Origin of the sequence: Micromonospora sp. NPDC002296, from assembly GCF_040296145.1 — a bacterium.
In the GTDB taxonomy this organism is placed as follows: Bacteria; Actinomycetota; Actinomycetes; order Mycobacteriales; family Micromonosporaceae; genus Micromonospora.
In genome coordinates, this window is sequence record NZ_JBEOWQ010000003.1 from 68090 (window position 1) to 85238 (window position 17149).

The 17149-nt window shown below is 73.9% G+C and carries 13 protein-coding genes and 1 pseudogene; 9 read left to right on the top strand and 5 right to left on the bottom strand.

Annotation, left to right across the window (positions count from 1 at the left end):
• Positions 1-47: 47 nt before the first annotated feature.
• Positions 48-2495 carry a transglycosylase domain-containing protein gene (locus ABT023_RS03520; RefSeq protein ID WP_350881256.1) on the bottom strand — a complete coding sequence of 816 codons (2448 nt, stop codon included), beginning with the start codon at positions 2493-2495 and terminating at the stop codon, positions 48-50.
• A 397-nt stretch (positions 2496-2892) separates the two neighbouring features.
• Here ABT023_RS03520 and ABT023_RS03525 point away from each other — a divergent pair, with 397 nt between their 5' ends.
• Positions 2893-3210 carry a WhiB family transcriptional regulator gene (locus ABT023_RS03525; RefSeq protein WP_350881258.1) on the top strand — a complete coding sequence of 106 codons (318 nt, stop codon included), beginning with the start codon at positions 2893-2895 and terminating at the stop codon, positions 3208-3210.
• A gap of 6 nt (positions 3211-3216) precedes the next feature.
• Here ABT023_RS03525 and bagB read toward each other — a convergent pair whose 3' ends face one another.
• The 3 genes and pseudogenes from bagB to ABT023_RS29055 all read right to left on the bottom strand — a co-directional run.
• On the bottom strand, positions 3217-4368 hold the full coding sequence (gene bagB, locus ABT023_RS03530) for an ArsA family ATPase (protein WP_350881260.1): 1152 nt from the start codon (positions 4366-4368) through the stop codon (positions 3217-3219).
• Positions 4369-4421: 53 nt separating this feature from the next.
• Complete coding sequence (bagA, locus tag ABT023_RS03535) at positions 4422-5399, bottom strand: ATPase BagA (RefSeq protein ID WP_350881262.1); 978 nt, start codon at positions 5397-5399, stop codon at positions 4422-4424.
• Positions 5400-5478: 79 nt separating this feature from the next.
• Positions 5479-6030, bottom strand: a pseudogene (locus tag ABT023_RS29055) (Rv0361 family membrane protein); the annotation flags it as partial.
• Between the two features lie 741 nt (positions 6031-6771).
• On the opposite strand from ABT023_RS29055, the gene ABT023_RS03545 reads away from it, so the two are divergent.
• From ABT023_RS03545 to ABT023_RS03575, 7 genes are all read left to right on the top strand, one after another.
• Positions 6772-7257, top strand: coding sequence for a hypothetical protein (locus ABT023_RS03545; protein ID WP_350881266.1), 486 nt, complete (start codon positions 6772-6774; stop codon positions 7255-7257).
• Between the two features lie 44 nt (positions 7258-7301).
• Positions 7302-7457 (top strand): Sp36 family protein, encoded by a 156-nt coding sequence (gene sp36 / locus ABT023_RS03550; protein ID WP_018222171.1) that lies wholly within the window; start codon positions 7302-7304, stop codon positions 7455-7457.
• 5 nt (positions 7458-7462) lie between these two features.
• Positions 7463-7924 carry a RidA family protein gene (locus ABT023_RS03555; RefSeq protein ID WP_350881268.1) on the top strand — a complete coding sequence of 154 codons (462 nt, stop codon included), beginning with the start codon at positions 7463-7465 and terminating at the stop codon, positions 7922-7924.
• A 122-nt stretch (positions 7925-8046) separates the two neighbouring features.
• Positions 8047-8859, top strand: a complete 813-nt coding sequence (locus ABT023_RS03560) for an MBL fold metallo-hydrolase (RefSeq protein WP_350881270.1) — start codon at positions 8047-8049, stop codon at positions 8857-8859.
• Positions 8856-12443, top strand: coding sequence for an adenylate/guanylate cyclase domain-containing protein (locus ABT023_RS03565; protein ID WP_350881272.1), 3588 nt, complete (start codon positions 8856-8858; stop codon positions 12441-12443). The genes ABT023_RS03560 and ABT023_RS03565 overlap by 4 nt, the downstream gene beginning before the upstream one ends.
• 175 nt (positions 12444-12618) lie before the next feature.
• A complete protein-coding gene (locus ABT023_RS03570; protein WP_350881273.1) occupies positions 12619-13098 on the top strand; it encodes a hypothetical protein in 480 nt (159 codons plus the stop codon).
• Between the two features lie 29 nt (positions 13099-13127).
• Positions 13128-14708: a serine/threonine-protein kinase gene (locus ABT023_RS03575; protein ID WP_350881274.1), complete on the top strand. Its 1581-nt coding sequence runs from the start codon at positions 13128-13130 to the stop codon at positions 14706-14708.
• On the opposite strand, the gene ABT023_RS03580 is transcribed toward ABT023_RS03575, so the two are convergent.
• Complete coding sequence (locus ABT023_RS03580) at positions 14695-15048, bottom strand: hypothetical protein (protein WP_350881276.1); 354 nt, start codon at positions 15046-15048, stop codon at positions 14695-14697. The two genes, ABT023_RS03575 and ABT023_RS03580, sit on opposite strands and share 14 nt — an antisense overlap.
• A gap of 175 nt (positions 15049-15223) precedes the next feature.
• On the opposite strand from ABT023_RS03580, the gene ABT023_RS03585 reads away from it, so the two are divergent.
• Positions 15224-17035: an alpha/beta hydrolase gene (locus tag ABT023_RS03585; RefSeq protein WP_350881278.1), complete on the top strand. Its 1812-nt coding sequence runs from the start codon at positions 15224-15226 to the stop codon at positions 17033-17035.
• Positions 17036-17149: the final 114 nt, after the last annotated feature.

Below are 17149 nucleotides of genomic sequence, written 5' to 3' on the forward strand. Positions count from 1 at the left end.
ACCCCCGAAGGGATGCCCGCCCGTCACCTTGTGGCCGAGGGGGTGGGTCAGCCGGGGCGACCCGGGCGGCCGCCCTGGCCCGGTGGGGTGCCTGGAGCGTTGCCGGTGCCGTCGTTGTTCGGCGGGGTGACCGGTCTGTTGCTGCCGCTGCTGACCTCGATGGTCACCACTCCGCCCTTGATGGTGCGGCCGTTCGGGCTGGTGCCGGCGGCCTTGCCGGCCGCGCAGCTCGACGCCACCCGGCTGGAGGAGACCACCACGTCGAAGCCGGCGCCCTTGAGCCGGTTCTTGGCGGTCTCGAGGTCCTGACACTTCACGTCGGGGATCGAGCGCTGGTCACCCTCCATGATCTTGCCGCTGGGCGGGGTGAACTCGATGCCCTTCTTGCCCTTCATGGCGTCGCGCAGCGTCTCGTACACCGGGGGGTTGATGCCATTCGAGACGTCGTGACCCATCTTCTGGTTGGTCTGCGGCCAGTCCGGGTCGGCCTGGATGCCGGCGACCGCGTACTGCTTGGTCATCGCGACCAGGGAGGAGGTCTTCTCCGAGTCGGTGGTGCCGGACTTGCCGGCGACCGGCTTGCCGACGATGCCGCGCACGTTGCGGGCGGTCGCGCCGACGCACTTGGAGGTCGACGAGCGGTCGCCGACCGGGCAGCGGGCCGCGTCCACGGCGGCCCGGGCGACCTCGGTGCTGATCCGCTGCTCGCAGCGCGGGTTGGCGATGTCCAGCTTCTTACCGTCCGGGCCCTTGATCTCCTGCACCGGGATCGGCTCGCAGTAGTTGCCGTCGGCCGCCAGGGTCGCGTACGCGTTGGCCAGGTCCAGCGGCGTGGTGGCCGAGACGCCCAGGGTGAACGCGCCCCACTGGTGCGCGGCCTCCTTGTTGTTGGCGAACTTGGCGTCCTCGGCCGAGCGGAACTGGATGCCCAGCTTCTGCGCCGCCTTGATCACGTTCTCCGAGCCGACCTGTTGCTGGAGCGGGACGAAGAAGGTGTTCACCGAGCTGCCGAACGCGCTCCACATGTTGTGCACGCCGGCCATCGACTCCACGGAGTTGGTGGGGCAGTAGAAGTGCGTGCCCGGGCAGGCCGCGTTGCTGCTGCTGTTGATGATGTATTCCGACTTGAACTGCTTCGGCGAGTTGATCGTGTAGCTGAGCGGGATGCCCTTTTCCAGGGCGGCGACGATCGTGAAGATCTTGAACGTCGAGCCGGCCTGATACCCCTTGATGTCGCCGCCGCCGGTGAGCAGTGGGATCACCGTGTTGGGGTAGTTGCCCCGGATCTTCTTCTTGGCCTTCGCCGGGTCACTGTTGATCTTGTTCTGCGGCTTCTTCGGATCGTCGATCTTGAAGTTGCGGTTCACCGCGAGGGCGCGGACGCGACCGGTGCCGGGCTCGATCGCCGAGACCATCCGGGCCGCCTTGCTGTTGACCCCGAGGCCCTTGCGGACCGCCTTGTCGGCACCGTTCTGCGCCTGCACGTCGAGCGTGGTGATGATGGTGTAGCCGCCGCTCTTGAGTCGCCGCTCCCGGTCGTACGAGGTCGAGCCGAACGTCTCCTGCTGCAGCCACCAGCGGTAGAAGTAGTCGCAGAAGAAGCCCCACTCCTTCTTGTTGGTGGCGACGCAGCCGTTCGGGGTCTTCTTGTCCTTGACCACCATCTTGGTGGCCTTGGCGGCCTCGCCCTCCTCCTTGGTGATGGCGCCGATGTCGACCATGTTCCCGATGATGTAGTCACGCCGGGCGAGGGCCAGCGGGTATCCGGCCTTGGTGGTCGGGTCGTTGGTGGTCGGGGCCTTCACCATGCCGGCCAGCATGGCCGCCTCGTCGATCCTGAGCTTGCTCGGCGGCTTGCCGAAGTAGACCTGGCTGGCGGCGTAGACGCCGTACGCGCCGTTGCCGAAGGCCGCGATGTTGAGGTAGCGCTCCAGGATCTCGTCCTTGGAGAGCTCCTTGTCGACCTGGAGGGCCAGCCGCATCTCCTTGAGCTTGCGGGCGCTGGTGTCCTCGGTCGCGGCGACCACGTCGGCCGGGTGGGTGGCCGAGTACGCGATGGCCAGCCGGACGTACTGCATCGTCAGGGTCGACGCCCCCTGCTGGGAGTTGGCGCCGGACTGGTTGTTGACGAACGCGCGGGCGATGCCGTTGAGGTCGACGCCGTTGTGCTTGTAGAAGTCGTGGTCCTCGGCGGCGATGATCGCCTTCTGCATGTACGGCGAGATGTCGGCGAGCTTCGCGTTGCGCCGGTTCTCGTCGTACATGATCGCCAGCGGTGTCTTGGCGTCGGAGGCGAGCAGGTGGCTGATCTGGGGCGGGAGGCCCACCATCAGTTCCTTGGGCAGCGCTCCGAAGGTCTCCGCGCCGGCCTTGGCGGCCAGCCCGGACATCGCTACCGCGGGGAAGGCCGCCGCCGCGACCACCACGCCGGCCAGCAGGCCACAGATGAGTAGCGATGCGGCGTTGGTCAGCACATTGTGGTCACGTTTCCGCATCCAGGTCACCTCGACAGAGTACGCGAGTAGGGAATGAGGGGCGCTGGGGCGTCTTTCTCCCATTTCCTGCGCGCGCCGACCTCGTTGTGCTAAACGCACGAACCCTGGTGCGAGGTTGCGTGGATCGGGCGACGAGTCTTCACCGATCGGAGGAGCGGCGCGGAGTTTTCACGTACCCCGGCCGGGTAGACGGGGGCCGAAGGCCCGGGAAGCCGGGAGTGTCCGTAATAGTGGATTTTGCCGACAACGTTGCGTAATCAGTCGACTACAGAGCATGATGGTGGCGGTGACCGAGCCACGCGTCGTCCGGGCCGCCCGGGGGGTCGGGCGGACGGCAGAAGTATTCGACGGCTGGTCGCGCGACGTCGGTAGGTACTGCAAGGGGGGACGTGTACACATGGGCATGATCACTGACTGGCCGTCGCTGGCGGCGTGTCAGAACGGGGACCCGGACGCGCTGTTCGTGCAGGGCGCTGAGCAGAACGTGGCGAAGCGGATCTGCCGGAGCTGCCCAGTTCGGTACGAGTGCCTGGCCGACGCGCTCGACAACCGGATCGAGTTCGGGGTGTGGGGTGGCATGACCGAGCGGGAACGCCGGGCCCTGCTGCGCCGGCACCCCCAGGTCGCGAGCTGGCGGAAGATGTTCGAGGCGGCCATGAAGAAGAACGCCAAGGACAAGCCCGGCAAGGACAAGGTCCTGGTCACGGCCGGCTGACGCCGGTCACGGCCGGCTGATCGCCGCGCCGATCGTCCGCAGCCCGTCGATGTCGTGCACGTCGGCGGGCTGCGCCGTCACCGACACCGCCGGCACCTGCGGGAACGCCTCGCTGAACCGGGCCGCCACCCGCTGCTCGCGGTGCGCCTGCTGGGCCAGCGCGGCGTGGGCCCGCAGCACGTCCACGGTCCCGGAGTGCCCGCCGGCCTCGGCCAGCCGGTCGGCGGCGGCCAGGCTGGTCGCCGCGTCCAGGGAGTCGACCGCCGGCCGGTGCACCCGGTTGAGCACCAGGCCGGCCAGCGGCATCCGTTCCTTGCCCAGCCGACCGGCGAAGTACGCCGCCTCCCGGACCGCGTCCGGCTCCGGGGCCGCGACCAGCAGGAAGGCCGTCTCCCGCGCCTGCAGGATCCGGTACGTCTGCTCGGCCCGCTGCCGGAAGCCGCCGAACATCGAGTCCAGCGCGGCCACGAAACCGGACAGGTCGGTGAGCAACTGGGCGCCGAGCACCTTCTGCACCACCTTCGAGAACATGCCGAAGCTCGCGGTGACGATGCTGAACATGCTCCGGCCCCCGCTGCGCGCCGGTGCCAGCAGCATCCGCAGCATCCGCCCGTCGAGGAAGCGGGACAGCCGGGCCGGCGCGTCCAGGAAGTCCAGCGCCGAGCGGGACGGTGGGGTGTCCACCACGATCAGGTCCCACTCGCCCCGGGCGTGCAGCTGGCCGAGCTTCTCCATCGCCATGTACTCCTGCGTGCCGGCGAACGTGGAGCTCATGGCCTGGTAGAAGGGGTTGGCGAAGATCTCCGCCGCCTTCGCCGGGTCGGTGTGCTGGAGCACCACGTCGTCGAAGGTCCGCTTCATGTCGAGCATCATGGCGTGCAGCTCGCCCCCGCTGGCCTCGACGTCGATGCCCTTGACCTGGCGGGGAGTGTTGTCCAGCTCGGTCAGGCCGAGCGACTGGGCCAACCGGCGGGCCGGGTCGATGGTGAGCACCACCGTACGCCGACCGTGCTGCTCGGCGGCCCGCAGCGCGAGCGCGGCGGCGGTGGTCGTCTTGCCCACCCCGCCCGCCCCGCAGCACACCACGATCCGCACGCCGGGGTCGGCGAGGATCTGGTCGACGTCCAGCTGCGGCGCCGCGTCTTCGGAAGGCACCAATCGAGCGTATCGGGCTTCGGGGGATCTCCGCGCCGTGCTGGCTGCAGTGTGCGTCACTCCGCCCGGACGAGCGCCCGGGCCAGCGTTTCGAGGCCCGCCCGGTCGACCCCGTCGGGCAGCAGCGGCAGCTCGGTCAGGGTGAACCCCAGCTCGACCAGTTCGGTCCGCAGCGAATCCTCCAACTCCCGGCGGATCAGCTGGTCGCGCGCCTCGGCGGCGAGCCCGGCGACGGTGTTCCGGTCGGCGGGCAGCCCGGCGGCGACCAGCCCGCGCTTCAGCTCCGCCGCGCTCACCGCCCGGCCCGCGGGTCGCGGCGGCCGGGCCGCGTTGACGACCACCCGGCCCACCGGGAAGCCGAGCTTGGTCAGCTCGGCGATCGCGTCGACGGTCTCCTGGACCGGCATCTCCTCCAGGAGCGTCACCACGTGCACCGCGGTCATCGGGGAGCGCAGCAGCGCGGCGACCCCCTCGCTCTGGGTCTTGATCGGGCCCACCTTGGCCAGCCGGGCCGTCTCCGCCGTCACGTTGAGGAACCGGCCGATCCGCCCGGTCGGCGGCGCGTCCAGCACCACCGCGTCGTACGCCCGGCGCTGGCCGGCGGTGCGGGTGGTGGCCTCCTTGACCTTGCCGGTCAGCAGCACGTCGCGCAGGCCGGGGGCGATGGTGGTGGCGAAGTCGATCGCCCCGAACTTGCGCAGTGCCCGGCCGGCGGCGCCGAGCTTGTAGAACATGTCGAGGTACTCCAGCAGGGCCTCTTCGGCGTCCACCGCCAGGGCACGCACCTCGCCGCCGCCGGGGGCGGTGATCAGGTGCCGCTCGGCGTACGGCAGCGGGTCGGTGCCGAAGAGCTGGGCGATGCCCTGCCGCCCCTCGACCTCGACCAGCAGGGTGCGCCGGCCCTCGGTGGCCAGCGCCATGGCCAGCGCCGCCGCCACGCTGGTCTTGCCGGTGCCGCCCTTGCCGGTCACCACGTGGAGGCGTGCCGGCCACTCGGCGCCGGTCGGGTCGGCCCGCCGTTCAGCTGCTCGCACCCGTCGAGCCTATCCACCCGGCGGCCCGGGCGGCGGCGGCCGGCCCCTGGGTGGTCCGGGCCGGTCGCCGCCCGAGCGGTCAGGCGATCTCGCAGACCCACCAGCCGGTCTTCCGCACGACCGTGAAACGGAGGTCCTGGTCGGCGACCTTCTCGTCGGACGTGGTCATGGTCACCTTGGTGCTGACCGTGGCCCGGTCGCCGGTCTGGTTGTCCACCTTCGGGCTGGGCCAGGAGAACCGGGGGCTCTTGTGCTGCTCGACGTACCCGCGCACCTCCGCCACCTTCGCGGCGATCTTCTTCTCGTCCCGCGACGCGGCGCAGACGTGGCTGGCGGCCTTTTTCGCGTCCTGCTCGCGGTAGACGGCGGTGAGGAAGGAGACCACCGCCTCGGCCGGCTCCTTCGCGCCCTCGCCGCTCTCGACGTTGCGCAGGGTGAGGAAGGCGGCGGTCCCACCGCCGCCGCACAGCAACAGCGCCAGGACGGCCACGATCGAGGCGATCAGCACGCCGCGCCGTTTCTTCGGCGCCGCCGGGGCTGCGGCGGGGTACGGCGGGTAGCCCGGCGGGATCGCGCCCGCAGGGCTACCCGGGCCGCCGGGCGCGCCGAACTGGACCGGGCCGCCGACCGGGGGCGGGCCCCCGAACTGGACCGGGCCACCGGCCGGGGGTGGGCTACTGAACTGGGGCGGGCCACCGGCCGGGGGTGGACCACTGAACTGAGGCGGGCCACTGAACTGAGGCGGGCCCCCGAACTGGGCGGGTCCGCCGGCCTGGGGTGGGCCGCCGAACTGGGGTGGGCCGCCGACCTGAGCGGGGCCGCCGACCGGGCCGGGTGTGGTGCCGGGCGGGACCTGGCCGGGCGGGACCTGGCCGGGCGGGACCTGGCCGGGCGGGACCTGGCCGGGCAGGAGGTGGTCGGGCGGGGCCTGCTGGGGTGTGGCCTGGCCGGGCGGGCCGGGGAGGCGGTCGCCGGAGGGCGGACCGCTGGGCGTGCCGGTGGCGCCGCCGTCGGGCGGTTGGGTCATGTCGATCCCCCGGGGTACGGCCGTCGTCGTCGCGCGGACGCGAGGGCTGTCGAACGAAGGCGGACGGGCCGTGCGCGTCGTCCGTCGGAAGGGTAGCGGTGAACGGCCCGGCGGGTGGGTCCCCGGGCCGGGCGGGGGGCGCGTCGATCATCAAGCGCCGATCCGCGCCATCCGGTACCGGACCCCCGATCTGTCGCATATGTGACTTGAGGTGTCCGGACATGCGCGTCCCGTTGTTCCTGTCGGGAATCGGTCCTACGTTCGTGCCGGCGCGGGGGGACGGATCGGCAGATGTCCGAGCCACATGGTGACGACTTGATCAGGTGCGAGGCCCGGAGGCAGTACATGCGCGACACCGAGAACATCTCCCGAGCCCAGTTCCCGTCCTGCGGCAGCGCCCGGTGGGGCGGGACCGGCCCTGTGGGCGAGGAGGGACCGGTCACGGGCCTGCCGTTCAACGAACGGTCCTACCGGCGGCTCACCGACCCGGGGGAGATGCTGCGGACCCTGAGTCGCCCGGCCGAGCGCTCCCGGGACGAGGAGGAGCCGGGGTACGTCATCCACCTGCCGATCCGGGTGGCAGACCTGGCGGCGGCGGCCGCGCTGGCCGGCAAGGTCGCGATCTCGCTGGGCTTCCTGCCCGAGCTGGACGCCGGCGAGACCACCGTCTCCACCGCCGACGACCAGAACAACCGGCACCGGGTCTTCTGCGACCTCCTGCTGCCCGACCGGTCCCGCTGCCCCCAGCGGTACGACCACGAGGGGCCCTGCGGCGAGCCGCCAACCACCCCGGAGCAGCGTCCCGCGCCGCCCGGCGGCGCCGGATCGTAGGCTGTGGGCGGAAACGTCACTGCCTTCTAGGGAGCCCTGCGCCGATGCAGAAGTGGGAATACTCGACCGTGCCGCTGCTGGTCCACGCGACCAAGCAGATCCTCGACAACTGGGGTGAGGACGGTTGGGAACTCGTGTCCGTGGTGCCCGGCCCCAACCCGGAGCAGCTCGTCGCGTACCTCAAGCGCCCGAAGGCGTGAGCGACGTGAGCAACGGACCGCACGCCAAGCTCGCCGAGCTCGGGCTGACCCTGCCCGAGGTGGTGCCCCCGGTGGCCAGCTACGTGCCGGCCGTCCAGTCCGGGCAGCACGTCTACGTCTCGGGGCAGCTCCCTGTGGCGCAGGGCAAGCTGCTGGCTACCGGGAAGGTGGGCGCCGGGGTCTCCGCCGAGCAGGCCAAGGACCTGGCGCAGCGGTGTGCCCTGAACGCCCTCGCCGCCGTCGACGCGCTGGTCGGCCTGGAGAACGTCGTCAAGATCGTCAAGGTGACCGGGTTCGTGGCGAGCGCCCCGGGCTTCACCGGCCAGCCGGGCGTGATCAACGGCGCGTCCGACCTGTTCGGCGCGGTCTTCGGCGAGGCCGGCCGGCACGCCCGCTCCGCGGTCGGCGTCGCCGAACTCCCCCTCGACGCCCCCGTCGAGGTCGAGCTGATCGTCGAGGTCGCCTGATCCCCTCCCGTTCCCCGCGATCATGCACTCAGGGCCCGGATCAAAGCCGTGAACGGGCACAAATCCCGGGCCGTAAGTGCAAGATCGCGGGGAGCGGCGGGCGGGGTCGTACGATCGCTGACATGACGGGGCACATCACGGCGGCCGTGGGGGCGTTGGCGGGCGAGCTGCCCGGGTGGGTGACGCTGCTGCGCGCGCCGAACCCGGGGCCGATGACCCTCGACGGCACCAACACCTGGGTGCTGCGGTCCGGCCCCGGCGAGCCGGCCGTGGTGATCGATCCCGGGCCGGCCGACGACGGGCACCTGACCGCGATCGCGGCGCACGGCCCGGTCGCCACCGTGCTGATCACCCACGGCCACCCGGACCACACCGAGGGCTCGCCCCGGCTGCGCGAGCTGCTCGGGGGCGTGCCCGTGCGGGCCGTCCACCCGGCGCACAGCCACGGCGGGCCGCCGCTCGACCCGGGCGGCGACCTCGACCAGGCGGGCCTGGTCATCCGGTCGCTCCCCGCGCCGGGCCACACCGCCGACTCGATCTGCTTCCTCGTGGAGCGCGACGGCGAGCGGGTGGTGCTCACCGGCGACACCATCCTGGGCCGGGGCACCACCGTCGTCGCCCACCCGGACGGGCACCTCGGGGACTACCTGACCAGCCTGGAGCTGCTGTCGACGTACCGGGGGGTGCCGGCGCTGCCGGGGCACGGCCCGGCGCTGGCCGACTGCGGGGTCGCCGCCGAGTTCTACCTCGCCCACCGCCGCGCCCGGCTCGACCAGGTCCGGCGGGCGGTCGCCGAGGGCGCCACCACCGCGCCCGAGGTGGTGGCGCGGGTGTACGCCGACGTGGACCGCTCGCTGTGGTGGGCGGCCGAGTGGTCGGTCCGGGCCCAGCTGGAGTACCTGGGGGTCGCCCCGGACGGGGTGGAGCGGCCGTGACCTGCCCGGTCTGCGGCACGCTGGCCGTCCCGGGGGCGCGGTTCTGCCACAACTGCGGCGTCGCACTGCCGGCCGCCGCCGCCCTGCCGACCGCCGAGCGGCGGGTGGTCACCGTGCTCTTCGGCGACCTGTCCGACTTCACCTCCTGGTCGGAGGACCTCGACCCGGAGCGGGTCGGCGCGGTCACCGACCGGGTGCTCGCCTCCCTCGCCGGGGCGGTGAAGACCTTCGGCGGGCACGTCGACAAGCTGACCGGCGACGGGATCATGGCGGTCTTCGGCGCCCCGGTCGCCCACGAGGACGACGCCGAACGGGCCGTCCGCGCCGCGCTGTCCATGCAGCGGGCGGTGCGCCGGGTGCTCGACGACGAGCGGGGCGGCGGTGCGCCCCTCGGCCTGCGGGTCGGGCTGAACACCGGCGACGTGATCGCCGGCATCCAGGCGGCGATCGAGTACACGGTCATCGGCGACACCGTGAACACCGCCGCCCGGCTCGCCGACGCCGCCGCCGTCGGCGCGGTCTACGCGGGAGCCCGCACCTCGGCCGCGACCCGGCACGTGGCGTCCTGGCGGACGCTGCGCCCGCTGCGGCTCAAGGGCAAGCGTGAGCCGGTCGAGGCGTACGAGCTGCTCGGCCTGCTCGACGCGCCGGGCACCCGGTCCGGCCTCGGCGACGAGGCGCCGTTCGTCGGCCGCGAGACCGAAGTCGGCCGGGTGGCCGGCCGGCTCGCCGAGGTGATCGACAGCGGCGAGCCCCGGGTGCTGCTGATGACCGCCGAGGCGGGGATCGGCAAGTCCCGGTTCTCCGCCGAGGTGGAACGCCTCGCCGCCGGCTACGACGTCGGCCCCGGCCGGTACGCCGCGCACACCGGCGCCCGGGTGCTCTCGGTGCGCTGCGCCGCGTTCGGCGAGCGCCGCCGGCTGGCGCCCCTGGCCGACCTGGTCCGGGCCGCCGTCGGCCTGCCCAACGACCCGGCCACCGCGCTGACCCGCCCGGCCGTGGAGGAGCGGCTGCGCCGGCTCGGCCAGCGCCTCGGCCGGCTCCGCGACGACGTTGCCCCCGTCGCCGTCGACCAGCTCCTGGCCCTGCTCGGGTACGCCGACCTGCCCGCCGGGAGCCCGGCCGACCAGGGCGAGTGGGGTTCCGCCCAGCCGCCCGTCGATGCGGACGCCGTGCCGAACGCGGTGGCCGACCTGCTCAGCGCCCTGGCCGCCGAGGCACCTCTCGTGGTGATCGTCGACGACCTGCACGACGCCACCGCCGAGACCATCCGGGCGCTCGGGCTGGCCCTGTCCCGGATCACCGGGCCGGTGCTGGTGCTGCTGCTCGGCCGCCCCGAGCTGGTGCGTACCGCCGGGGCGCTGACCCGGGTGGCGGACGCCGAGGTCCACGCGCTGCCCCCGCTGCGCGGCGCCGACGCGGCCCGGCTGCTCACCAGCTACCTCGGCGGCGGGAAGCTGCCGCAGCCCGACGCCGACCGGCTGCTCATCACGGCCCAGGGCAATCCGTTCTACCTCGCCGAGCTGGTCACCCTGCTGATGGAGCGGGGCGCGCTGACCGCCGTGGCCGACCGGTCCGCCCCCGCCAACGCCGGCTGGCGGCTCGCGCCCGGCTCGCTCGGCAGCCGGCTGCTCTCCCGGGACCTGGCCGCCGTGCTCGCCGCCCGGATCGACGCGCTGCCGCCGGACGCCCGGTCGGTGCTGCGGGACGCCGCCGTGGTCGGCGACACCGTGCCGGCGGGTGCCCTGGAGGCGCTGCGCGAGCAGCGCGCCGGGTGGGCCGGCCGGCCGGCCGCCGTGGTGGCCGTGGAGCTCGACCGGGCCGTCGAGGAGCTGCTGCAACGCCGGATGCTGCACCGGACCCGCACCGGGTACGCCTTTGCCACGCCGCTGATGCGGGAGGCCGCGTACTCCGGGGTGAGCAAGGCCGAGCTGGCCGAGCGGCACGCCGCGCTGGCCCGCTGGGCGGTGCCCGGCGTGCCCGGTGGGCCAGCCGCCCCGGGCGGGTTCACCGACGCGGCCCGGGACGCGTTCGTCGCCGAGCACGTGGAGCGGGCCGCCGCGCTCGCCGACGCGGTGAAGCTGCGCCCGGACGCGCCGGCGCGCACCGTCGCCACCCTCGGGGTGACCGCGCTGGGCCGGGCCGCCCGCCGCTCGTTGCAGGCCGGGGAGCCGGCCGTGGCCGTCGAGTACGCCGAGCGCGCCGCCGAGCTGGCCCGGGACGGGTTGCCTTCGGCCGACCGGGTGGCGCACGCCCGCGCCCTGCTCCAGGTCGGCCGGGCGGCCGACGCGCTCGCCTACGCGGAGAAGATCGCCGCCAACGCCGGGGACGACGCCGTCGCCCGGACCAGCGCCCTGCTGCTCGCCGGGCAGGCCCACCAGACCCAGGGCGACCAGGCCCGGGCGGCGGCCTGCTGGCAGGAGGCGTTGCAGGTGGCCACGGCCGGCGAACTGCCGGCCCTGCGCGCCTCGGCGATGCGCCGGCTCGGCATGGCCGACTTCGTAGCCGGCCGGCTGGGTCAGGCGAGCAGCCGGCTCGCGGCGTCGTACCAGGTCAGCCTGACCGCGCAGGACCGGCGGGGGCAGGCGTGGTCGTTGCAGAACCTGGCCTGGGTGACCACCACCCGGGGTGACTTCGCCGGCGCCGACGCGGTGCTCGGCCGGGCCGCCCGGCTCTTCGCCGAGCTGAAGGACCCGTACGGGCGGGCCTGGCTGCGCGGCACCACGGCGTTCGCCCGGCTGCTCGCCGGCCGGCTGGGGGAGGCGTGCCGGCTCGCGCGGGTCTTCCTCCCGTTCGGCGAGCGGGTCGGCGAGGCGTGGGCGGTCGGCACGCTGCGCGCGGTGGAGGCGTTCGCCGGCGCGGAGCTGGGCGAGATCGCCGAGGCCGACCGGGCGGCCCGCCGGGCGTACCGGGACTTCGCCGAGGTCTCCGACGACTGGGGGCAGGGCTTCGCCCTGGTGGCGCGCGGGGTGGTCGCCCGCGGGCTGGGCGAGCCGGAGCACGCCGCGGACCTGCTCGGCGACGCGATGTCGTACGCCGAACGGACCTCGCACCCGCTGCTCACCGGGATGGCCGGCACGCTGCGCGGCTTCGTGGCGCTGGACATGGGCGACTGCGACACCGCCGAGCGTTCGGCGCGCGCGGTGCTGACCGCCGTCGAGCCGCACAACCCGCAGGCGCCCGCTCAGGTGGGCCCCCGGGTGCTGCTGGCCACCGCCCGGCTGGCCGCCGGTGACTCCGCCACGGCCGTGGGGCTGCTCGCCCCGGTGGCCACCGCCTCCACGAACGCGCCGTCGCTGCTGTTCTCCCGCCGTCAGACCATGGCCCGGTACGCCTCGGCGTTGCTCGCCCACGGCCAGCACGAGCAGGCCCTGGACTGGGCCCACCGGGCGGTCGCCGTCCCGGCGGAGGACGTGCGCAGCCAGGTGATCGCGGCGAGCGTGCTGGCCGAGGCGCTGGCCGCCTGCGGCCGGCCCGCCGAGGCGCTGGCCAGCGCCGAGGAGGCCGTCCGCCTGGCGTACGCGACGGAGCAGCGCAGCGAGCGGCTGGCGGCGAACGCGTTGCGGGTCCGCCTGCGGGGGTGAGCGAGACGCCGGTCCGGCGCGTCGCGGCGGGCCTCGTCGCGTCCCGCCGGACGGCCGGCGCGCGGGTCGGTTAGTCTGCCGGTTCCGCCGATGCGACGGCGGATGGCCCCGGTTACGGTGTCATTTCCGAGTGGTGGTCCGCTGTGGCGACCGTGCCGGTCCTGGGGAGGACGCGATGAGGCTGCCACGCTCCAGCGCCGGCTGGACGATCGCGGTCTTCGGCGTCCTGGCGCTGCTGATGGGCGCGCTCGGGCTGCTCTGGCCGGAGGCCCAGCTGCGGATGCTCGGCTTCGAGGTGCCGCAGAGCCGGGCCGCCGGTGACTACACGGGCACCTTCCTGACCGCGTCCTCCATGGCGTCGTTCAACATGGGGGTCTACTACCTGCTGGCGACCGCCACCGAGTGGCGGCCCTTCTACCGGTTCACGGTCCTCTTCCGGCTGGTCACCTTCACCGTGTTCACCATCGCGGTGCTGGCCGACATCGCGCCGGGTCGGTTCTTCACGGTGGCGCTCTGGGAGGGGCTGGGCGCGGTCGCCACCGCCGTGGCCCTGCGTCGGGACGCCCGCCGGCCTGCCGTGACACCACCGGCCGCGCACGGTGACCGGTCGGGCGCGGTGGACGGTGTCGTCCCGCCCGCTGACGCGAACCGCTGAGCGGCCGGGCCATTGGGTATTTTCGAACAGTGACCGACACCTCGCCCGGCGCCCGGCGGGTGCCCATCGTGCCCGGTCTAACCGATTTGGAAGCATTTGCCCGGGGCGGCTATGCCACCGTGTACCGGGCCACCCAGATCTCCGTCGGGCGCGAGGTCGCGGTCAAGGTGGAGAACCGCACCCTGGACAACGACCGGGACCAGGCCCGGTTCCTGCGCGAGGCGCGGGCGGCCGGGAGGATGTCGTCGCACCCGCACGTGGTGGACCTGTTCGACGTCGGGGTCACCGTCGACCGGCACCCCTACCTGATCATGGAGCTGTGCGACGGGTCGTACGCCGAGCGGATGCGCACCTCGCCGCTGGGCGCGGCGGAGACCCGCGACCTCGGTGTGAAGATCGCCGACGCGCTGGCCCACTCGCACGCCAACGGGGTGCTGCACCGCGACGTCAAGCCGGCGAACATCCTGCACTCCCACTTCAACCCGGCGGTGCTGGCCGACTTCGGGCTCGCCGTGCTGGCCGAGGTGCGTGACGCGTCGGTCACCCTGGAGGTGCTCACCCCCGCGTACGCGCCGCCGGAGATGTTCAACCACAGCCCGCCGTCTCCCGCGGTCGACGTGTACGCCCTCTGCGCCACCCTCTACGCCGTGATGCACGGCCGCCCGCCCCGCTGGCAGTCCGAGCGCAATCCCAGCCTGGTCACCGTGCTGGAGATGTTCCACCAGCCGATCCCCGGGCTGCCCGGTGCACCGGAGGAACTGCTCGACGTGCTCCGGGCGGGCATGGCGAACGACCCGGGTGCCCGCCCGTCCGCGGTGGAGCTGCGCGGCCTGCTCGCCGCCCTGCCGCTGGACCCGGTCAGCGCGCCGGTCAGCGGGGCTCCCGTGTCCGGCGGCCCGTCCTCGGGCGGCCTGTCCGGCCCGACGACCGGCACCATCACCGGCAGTCCGTCCACCTCGGGAGGCCTGTACGGCACTGGCCGGCCGGGCCGGCCCGCCCCGCGTCCCCCGGTCGAGGACGACCACCCCACCGTGTCGACGACGTCCGGCCGGCGCTGGCGGCGGCGCTGGTTCCTCGGCGGGGCCGGGGCGCTCGCGCTGGCCGCGTCGGCCGGCGGCGGCGCCTGGGTGGCCGGGGGCGCCCCGGCAGCCTTGACGCCCACGCCGGTCGCCAGCGCGGTCGCCACGTCGACGATCGGGCCGTGGGGCGCGCTGCCGGGCTGTGTGCCGGGTTCGCCGGGAACCGGGGGGCTGCCGACGGGCGCGCGGTGCGTCGCCGAGCTGGAGTGCTTCGGGCCGGTGCGGGTGCGCGGCACCCGGGCCGAGGCCCCCCGGCTGCCCTGCGACGGCCGGCACACCTGGGAGACCTACGCAGCCGGCGAGCTGCCCGCCACCCTGGTCGGCGCGGGACACGCCCAGGTCAGCGCCGACCCGGCGGTGCGGCGGGTCTGCAACCCGATGACGTTCCGGCTGACCAGCGGCATCGCGTACGCCAGCGGCTGGCACCTGGAGGTGCTGCCGCCGGAGGGGGCGGACACCGACCGGACGTACCGCTGCCTGGCCGGTCGCGGCGTCGACGGGCTCGACGAGCCGACCCTCACCGGTCGCTGACCCCGCCCGTGCGCCGGCGGCGCTCCTGGACCGCCCGGAGCGCGCTCCGGCTGTCCAGGGCCTCCAGCGTGTCCGCGTCGACGCCGCCCAGGCCGGCGATCCCCGGCGTCGGCCACTCCGCCGGACCGTCGCCCGTGCGCTCGCGGGCCTCCTCGCGGCGCTGCCGCGCCTCGGTCACCGACACCCCGGCGACCATCACCAGCAGGACGCAGAGCAGGGCGAGCACCACCGCCAGGATGCTGCGCGGACGCCACCAGGCCAGCGTCACCAGCAGGGCGAGCGCCGCGACCGAGGCGGCGACCGCCCCGGCGAGCGCGTCGGGCCGAGGGAATCGGGTCACCCGTCAAGGATGGCGGAGCCGGCGCGCGTGTCAACCACGAATGATCTGTTGCATCAGTCGGGGAAATGACCCTCTCCCGGGCCTTTTGTGGGCGGTGTTCCTGGGCTCGGTTTCCTAGAGTGACGCAGGTCGAGGTTTCCTCGACGCGTCCTGTTTCCCACCGGAAGGCAACCGCATGCCACGGAGAACCCGGTCCCTGGCCGCAGCAGGAATCGCCGGCATCGTCCTCGCCGGAACGGCCGTCGCGCCCGCCGGCGCGGCGCCGACCACCGTCGGCTGGGGTCGTCCGGCCACGTCGGACCGGACCGACCCGGTCGAGGCCCGGCGGGTCGACCGCGTCCCCACCCCGAAGCTCGACTGGTACGCCTGCTACGGCTACGCCGAGTGCGCCACCGTCGACCTGCCGCGCGACTACGACTCCCCGACCGGCGCCACCACGGAGGTGGCGGTGCTGCGGGTCAAGGCCCGCGACCAGCAGCGCCGGATCGGCAGCCTCTTCGTCAACCCGGGTGGCCCCGGCGGCTCCGGGACGGACATCGCGCTCGCCGCGCCGTACTTCCTCGGCGACGACCTGCTGGACCGGTTCGACATCGTCGGCGTCGACCCGCGCGGCGTCGTGGCCAGCGAGAACGTCCGGTGCTTCCCGTCGGTCAAGGAGCAGACCAAGGCGTACGCGGGGCTGAACGTGGCCTTCCCGTGGACGAAGGCCGAGGAGAAGGCGTACGTGGCCGCGTCGAAGGCGGTCGGCAAGGGCTGTTCCACCACCGGCAGGCCGCTGACCGGCGCGATGTCCACGGCCGAGGTCGCCCGGGACATGGACGTGCTGCGGCGGGCGGTCGGCGACCCGAAGCTGACCTACCTCGGCTTCAGCTACGGCACCGCGCTGGGCCAGTACTACGCCAACATGTTCCCCGACCGGGTCCGCGCCCTGGTCGTCGACGGCGTGCTCAACCCGAACGCCTGGGTCGGCCAGGGTAAGGCGCGCAACCAGCTCCAGGAGACCCGGCTGCGCAGCGCCGACGGCGCGTACGCGGCGCTGCGCGAGATCCTGGTGCGCTGCGACGAGGCCGGGACGGCGGCCTGCCCGCTCGCGGCCGGCGATCCGGTCGCCTCGTTCGAGCTGGTGGCGAAGCGGCTGCGCAAGAAGCCCGTGGTCATCGACGACCCGGACACCGGGGAGACGTACACCGTCAGCTACGCCGACTTCGTCGGGGCCGCGCTGAACGCCCTCTACAGCCCGTCCGGCTACGAGGACATCGTCACGATCACCGCCGAACTGCTGGTGCTCACCGACCCCGGGTCGGCCACCGCAGCCCGCCGCGCCGAGGCCCGGACGGCGATCGCCCGGCGGGCCGCCACCGCCGGCCAGCAGGTGCGCAGGGGGTACGACTTCCCGTACGACAACACCCTGGAAACCTTCCTCGGGGTGGACTGCACCGACGCGTACCACCCGAAGGACGCCGGTGCCTGGCCGGCGCTGGCCGCCAAGGAGGACGAGCGGGCCCCGTACTTCGGCCGGCTCTGGGCCTGGCTCACCGCGTCGTGCGCCCGCAACACCTGGACGGTCCGTGACGAGGACGCCTACACCGGCCCGTTCACCCGGCGGACCAGCGCCCCGGTGCTGGTGGTCGGCAACTACTGGGACCCGGCGACCAACTACCAGGGCGCGGTCGGCTCGGCGGCGCTGCTGCCGAACAGCCGCCTGCTCAGCAGCGACAGTTGGGGGCACACCGCGTACGGCACCTCGGCGTGCGCGACGGGCGCGATCGACGCGTACCTGATCAGGGGGACCCTGCCGGCGAAGGGCAAGGTCTGCGTCGGTGACATCCAGCCGTTCGCGGAGCAACCCGAGGAGGCGGCGGCCGAGCGGGCCCCGGCGGCCAAGAGCGCCCTGGCCAACCGGGGCGCCCCGGCCCGGGGCGAGCCGAAGCGGCTGCCGCCGGTGGCGGCCCCGCAGCCCGGGATCGGCTCGCTGACCGTCCGTTGAGGACAACTCGGGGGTACGGCGGCGCTCGGGCGCCCGTCGTACCCCCGGGCCTGGCCGCGCGGATGAGCACGCGGATGGACGCGAGCCGCTACCCTCGGTGTCCCGCAGGGTACC